The following is a 5,637-nucleotide window of genomic DNA, read 5'->3' on the forward strand; positions in this document are numbered from 1 at the left end:
GAATCCGTCAACGCCCACAAAAAATGGATAAAAAGGTGCCTTGCAATATTTATTGTGAGGCATTTTTGTTTTCTTACCTCTTTTATATAAACTTTCTATCCTCTTTGTGCATTATAAATCAAGAAAAAGAGCTAATTTTGCAAACTGATAATTATCTAAACGACATATGGAACTTGATTTATTAACGGCTATTTCTCCTATTGACGGCCGATACAGAGGCAAAGCAGAAGCTTTGGCTGACTATTTTTCTGAATACGCACTGATAAAATACCGTGTGCAGGTAGAAGTGGAATATTTCATCACTCTGTGTGAATTGCCTCTGCCACAACTCAAAGGAATCGACAAAAGTGTATTTGAAGCTTTGCGTGCTATCTATCGTAACTTTTCTGAAACAGATGCCCAGCGCATTAAAGAAATAGAAAGTGTGACCAATCACGATGTGAAAGCGGTGGAGTATTTCCTTAAAGAAGAATTTGATAAGTTGGGCGGATTGGATGAATACAAGGAATTTATTCATTTCGGCCTGACATCGCAGGATATTAATAATACCTCTATTCCGCTTTCGATCAAGGAGGCGTTGGAAAAAGTGTATTATCCCCAGATTGAAGAATTGATCGCTCAACTGAAAACATATGCTGCAGAGTGGGAAAATATTCCGATGCTTGCGAAAACGCATGGACAACCGGCTTCTCCAACGCGGTTGGGTAAAGAAGTGATGGTGTTTGCTTATCGCATGGAGCGGCAATTGGCTACTTTGAAAGCCTGTCCTGTTACTGCTAAATTCGGTGGGGCGACGGGTAATTACAATGCGCATCGTGTGGCTTATCCGGAATATGACTGGAAGGCATTTGGCAATCGTTTTGTGGCTGAGAAACTTGGTCTGGAACGCGAAGAGTATACTACGCAGATTTCAAATTACGATAACTTATCGGCTATTTTTGATGCAATGAAACGGATCAATACGATCATGATCGATATGAACCGTGATTTCTGGCAGTACATCTCTATGGAGTACTTCAAGCAGAAGATCAAAGCCGGTGAGGTGGGGTCGAGCGCTATGCCGCATAAAGTAAATCCGATCGATTTTGAGAACGCGGAGGGAAATTTGGGTATAGCTAATGCTATTCTGGAACATTTGGCGGTAAAGTTGCCGGTATCGCGCTTGCAACGCGATTTAACGGATTCGACTGTGTTGCGTAATGTCGGTGTTCCTTTCGGACATATCGTTATTGCTATTCAGAGTTCTTTGAAAGGATTGCGTAAGTTATTGCTGAATGAAGCAGCTATTTATCGTGATCTGGATAACTGTTGGAGTGTAGTTGCCGAAGCGATTCAGACTGTTTTGCGCCGGGAGGCTTATCCGCATCCGTATGAAGCGTTGAAGGCATTGACAAGAACCAATCAGGCGATAACGGAAAGCTCTATCAAAGAGTTTATCGAAGGTTTGGACGTTAGCGAAGATATAAAGAAAGAATTAAGAGTAATTACCCCGCATACTTATACGGGACTCTGAGAAATCTCTAAATACCGGCCGTGAGGCCAATGTTTAATTTTTATTCGAATAAAGTAATGAGTACAGAAAACGAAGAATGGCGTGACAGCTCTAATGAAGAGAACACAGGCGCCGGCCGTGATGGTAACAGGTCTTACAACAGGGAAGGTGGGTACAATCGCCCTTCTTACAATCGTGAAGGTGGCGATCGTCCGTATCGCCCGAGATTTAATCCTAATAGTGAAGGAGGCGAACGTCGTTCGTATGGTGATCGTCCTCAGCGTCCTTCTTACAATCGTGAAGGCGGTGATCGTCCGTATCGTCCGCGTTATAATAACAATGAAGGTGGTGAGCGCCTGCAGCGTTCGTATGGTGATCGTCCGTCTTATGGTGATCGTACGCAACGTCCTTCCTATAATCGTGAAGGCGGTGATCGCCCGTATCGTCCGCGTTTCAATAATAATGAAGGTGGCGAACGTCGTTCATATGGTGATCGTCCGCAGCGTCCTTCCTACAATCGCGAAGGGGGAGACCGTCCGTACCGTCCGCGTTTCAATAATAATGAAGGTGGCGAACGCCGTTCGTATGGTGACCGTCCGCAGCGTCCTTCTTATAATCGCGAGGGTGGTGATCGTCCGTACCGTCCGCGTTTTAACAATGGCGGCGAGGGACGTCCTCAAGGATTTGCCCGCCCGCAACGCCGTACCGGTGATTATGATCCCAATGCGAAATACAGTAAGAAGAAGCAGATAGAATATAAGGAACAGTTTGTAGACCCTAACGAACCGATTCGTTTGAATAAGTTTTTGGCCAATGCCGGAGTTTGTTCACGACGGGAAGCTGATGAGTTTATCACGGCAGGAGTTGTTTCGGTAAATGGTGAAGTGGTAACGGAATTGGGTACTAAGATCAAACGTTCTGATGTGGTGAAATTCCATGATGAACCGGTAAGCATCGAGCGTAAAGTATACGTTTTGTTGAACAAACCGAAAGATTGTGTGACTACTTCTGATGATCCTCAAGCGCGTCTAACTGTGATGGACCTTGTGAAAGGAGCTTGTAATGAGCGTATTTATCCGGTAGGTCGTTTAGACCGTAATACGACAGGGGTGTTGTTGCTGACCAATGACGGGGATCTGGCTTCTAAACTGACGCATCCGAAGTTTTTGAAAAAGAAAATATATCACGTTTATCTGGATAAGAATTTGACGAAGGCGGATATGGATCAGATTGCGGCAGGGATACAACTGGAAGACGGTGAGATTCATGCAGATGCTATCAGCTACGCGGATGAGAATAAACGTGACCAAGTAGGTATCGAGATTCACTCCGGTAAAAACCGTATCGTTCGTCGTATATTCGAATCATTGGGATACAAAGTGGTTAAGCTTGACCGTGTATTCTTTGCCGGTCTCACTAAAAAAGGACTGCGTCGTGGTGAATGGCGTTATCTGACGGAACAGGAAGTGAATTTCCTCCGTATGGGATCATTTGAGTAACGGAAAAGAACTTAAGTAACGAGTAGTCAAGTAGTAAGTGGTTAAGTAGTAAGTAGTAAGTAGTTAACTACTCCCTACTTGACTACTACTCTATAATAATGTATATAAAATAGTTATGGAAAAGATTAGTAGAACAAAAATTGTCGACCTGATGAAGCGCGAGGATTTTGGCGCGATGGTCAATGTGAAAGGATGGGTTCGTACCCGCAGAGGTAGCAAACAAGTAAACTTTATCGCACTGAATGACGGTTCTACAATAAATAATGTGCAGGTGGTAGTAGACCTGGCCAACTTTGACGAAGAGATGCTGAAGCTTATTACTACAGGCGCTTGTTTGAGCGTGAATGGGGTAATGGTGGAATCGGTCGGTTCCGGTCAGAAAGTGGAAGTGCAGGCTCGTGAAATCGAGGTGCTGGGTACTTGTGATAATACGTATCCGTTGCAGAAAAAAGGGCATTCTATGGAGTTCCTCCGGGAGATAGCTCACTTACGTCCCCGTACCAATACATTTGGTGCCGTGTTCCGTATCCGTCATAATATGGCGATCGCTATTCACCGGTTCTTCCATGAGAGAGGCTTTTTCTATTTCCATACTCCGATTATCACGGCTTCGGACTGTGAAGGTGCCGGGCAGATGTTTCAGGTTACTACCAAGAACCTGTATGATCTGAAAAAGGATGAGAACGGTTCTATCATTTATGATGATGACTTTTTTGGGAAACAGGCAAGTCTGACAGTATCCGGACAGTTGGAGGGTGAATTGGCGGCAACGGCTTTAGGAGCCATTTATACGTTCGGGCCGACATTCCGTGCGGAAAATTCAAATACCCCCCGTCATCTTGCCGAGTTCTGGATGATTGAGCCGGAAGTGGCATTCAATGATATTACGGATAACATGGATTTGGCGGAAGAGTTTATCAAATACTGTGTGAAATGGGCTTTGGATAACTGTGCCGATGATGTGAAGTTCCTGAATGACATGTTCGATAAGGGGTTGATAGAACGTTTGCAGGGCGTACTGAAAGAAGATTTCGTACGTTTGCCTTATACTGAGGGTATTAAGATACTGGAGGATGCCGTAGCAAAAGGACATAAATTTGAATTCCCTGTTTATTGGGGAGTGGATTTGGCTTCGGAGCATGAACGTTATTTGGTGGAAGAGCATTTCAAGCGTCCGGTGATTCTGACGGATTATCCGAAAGAGATCAAGGCTTTCTATATGAAGCAGAATGAAGATGGAAAGACGGTTCGTGCTATGGATGTGCTGTTCCCGAAAATTGGTGAAATAATTGGCGGTTCGGAACGTGAAGCGGATTATGACAAGTTAGTGACACGTATTGAAGAGCTTCATATCCCGATGAAAGATATGTGGTGGTATTTGGATACGCGTAAGTTCGGTACTTGTCCTCATTCCGGTTTCGGGCTTGGATTCGAGCGCTTGTTGCTTTTCGTGACAGGTATGGCTAATATTCGCGATGTTATTCCGTTCCCGCGTACGCCACGCAATGCGGAATTCTAACGAATTACCCTGAAATAATATAAAAGCCTGCATTTTTTTGAGATGCAGGCTTTTTTTATTGCCTTACAATTGTTATAACCTCAAAAGATTTCTTTATATTTGTAAGCGACAGGCCTTGAGAATGTTAACTAAAACAATACGGCGATGAGAAAACTCTATTTTTTTACCATGCTGACAGTGATGCTGTTTGCGGTAACAGGTGCTATGGCTCAGAAAAAAGCGAAGTTTCAGCCTGCCAATCTGAAAGGAATCTGGCAGTTGTGTCATTATGTGTCGGAGGTTCCGGATGTTCCGGGAGTGTTGAAACCCAGTAATACATTCAAGGTCTTGAGTGATGATGGACGGATTGTGAATTTTACCATTATTCCGGGGCAGAGTGCTATCATTACGGGATATGGTACTTATAAGCAAGTGACAGGGAGTTCCTATAAAGAGAGCATTGAGAAAAATATTCATCTGCCTATGTTGGATAATAAGGATAATATCCTTGAATTTGAAATTGAAGATGACGAACTATTGCATTTGAAGTATTTTATAGCGAAAGATTTGAACGGCAATGAACTGAATTCCTGGTTTCATGAAACATGGAAGCGTGTGGAAATGCCGGCGGTATTTCCGGAGGATATTGTGAGATAGGGGGGGCGGATAAGTTTTTGGTATACATTTCTCTGTCCGGGCAACGGATCATTCTTGCCCGGATGGAGTTTTTTTGTTTATCGGCCCTCTGTTCGTTTTTTCTTTTCGCTCTTCTTCTTTGTGTGTCAATCCGATAAATCTAAAAAAAGGTAGAAAATGTTTGCCAATTCAAAGAAAAGCCGTACTTTTGCAAGCCGATTATTATCTCAAAAGGATAAGAGATTAATTCATAGCAAGTTAATCTTCCTTTGTCCGGGGAAGGTTAATGAGTGGTGAGAAAATTTTTAGTAGTAACATTTAAAAAATGAATTAAGAGTGGATACTTTAAGTTACAAGACCATTTCTGCAAACAAGGCAACTGTAACCAAAGAATGGGTTATCGTTGATGCCACAGACCAAACATTAGGTCGTCTGGGCGCAAAAGTTGCGAAACTGTTGAGAGGGAAGTATAAACCAAACTTTACTCCTCATGTAGACTGCGGTGATAACGT

At 43.3% G+C, this 5,637-nt stretch carries 5 protein-coding genes; all 5 read left to right on the top strand.

Annotated features, from left to right (window positions below; all coding sequences use genetic code 11):
* Positions 1-166: 166 nt before the first annotated feature.
* Positions 167-1,513, top strand: coding sequence for an adenylosuccinate lyase (purB, locus tag QVP90_RS05840; RefSeq protein ID WP_005934100.1), 1,347 nt, complete (start codon positions 167-169; stop codon positions 1,511-1,513).
* A gap of 56 nt (positions 1,514-1,569) precedes the next feature.
* The gene (locus QVP90_RS05845) at positions 1,570-2,991 is read left to right on the top strand and encodes a pseudouridine synthase (protein ID WP_021935909.1); all 1,422 of its coding nucleotides are present in this window, start codon (positions 1,570-1,572) and stop codon (positions 2,989-2,991) included.
* A gap of 115 nt (positions 2,992-3,106) precedes the next feature.
* Positions 3,107-4,510: an asparagine--tRNA ligase gene (gene asnS, locus QVP90_RS05850; protein ID WP_005934095.1), complete on the top strand. Its 1,404-nt coding sequence runs from the start codon at positions 3,107-3,109 to the stop codon at positions 4,508-4,510.
* A gap of 144 nt (positions 4,511-4,654) precedes the next feature.
* On the top strand, positions 4,655-5,146 hold the full coding sequence (locus tag QVP90_RS05855; RefSeq protein WP_005934092.1) for a DUF4488 domain-containing protein: 492 nt from the start codon (positions 4,655-4,657) through the stop codon (positions 5,144-5,146).
* 315 nt (positions 5,147-5,461) lie between these two features.
* Positions 5,462-5,637: uL13 family ribosomal protein (locus tag QVP90_RS05860; RefSeq protein WP_288203973.1), on the top strand; the 176-nt coding region annotated here is incomplete at its 3' end.

Origin of the sequence: Bacteroides sp. CAG:189, assembly GCF_000432295.1 — a bacterium.
Lineage (GTDB): Bacteria > Bacteroidota > Bacteroidia > Bacteroidales > Bacteroidaceae > Bacteroides > Bacteroides salyersiae.

Excerpts from the sequence above, each read along its gene's own strand:
- QVP90_RS05845 (WP_021935909.1), top strand. The coding sequence starts at position 1,570 with ATGAGTACAGAAAACGAAGAATGGCGTGACAGCTCTAATGAAGAGAAC.
- purB (WP_005934100.1), top strand. The coding sequence starts at position 167 with ATGGAACTTGATTTATTAACGGCTATTTCTCCTATTGACGGCCGATAC.
- asnS (WP_005934095.1), top strand. The coding sequence starts at position 3,107 with ATGGAAAAGATTAGTAGAACAAAAATTGTCGACCTGATGAAGCGCGAG.
- QVP90_RS05855 (WP_005934092.1), top strand. The coding sequence starts at position 4,655 with ATGAGAAAACTCTATTTTTTTACCATGCTGACAGTGATGCTGTTTGCG.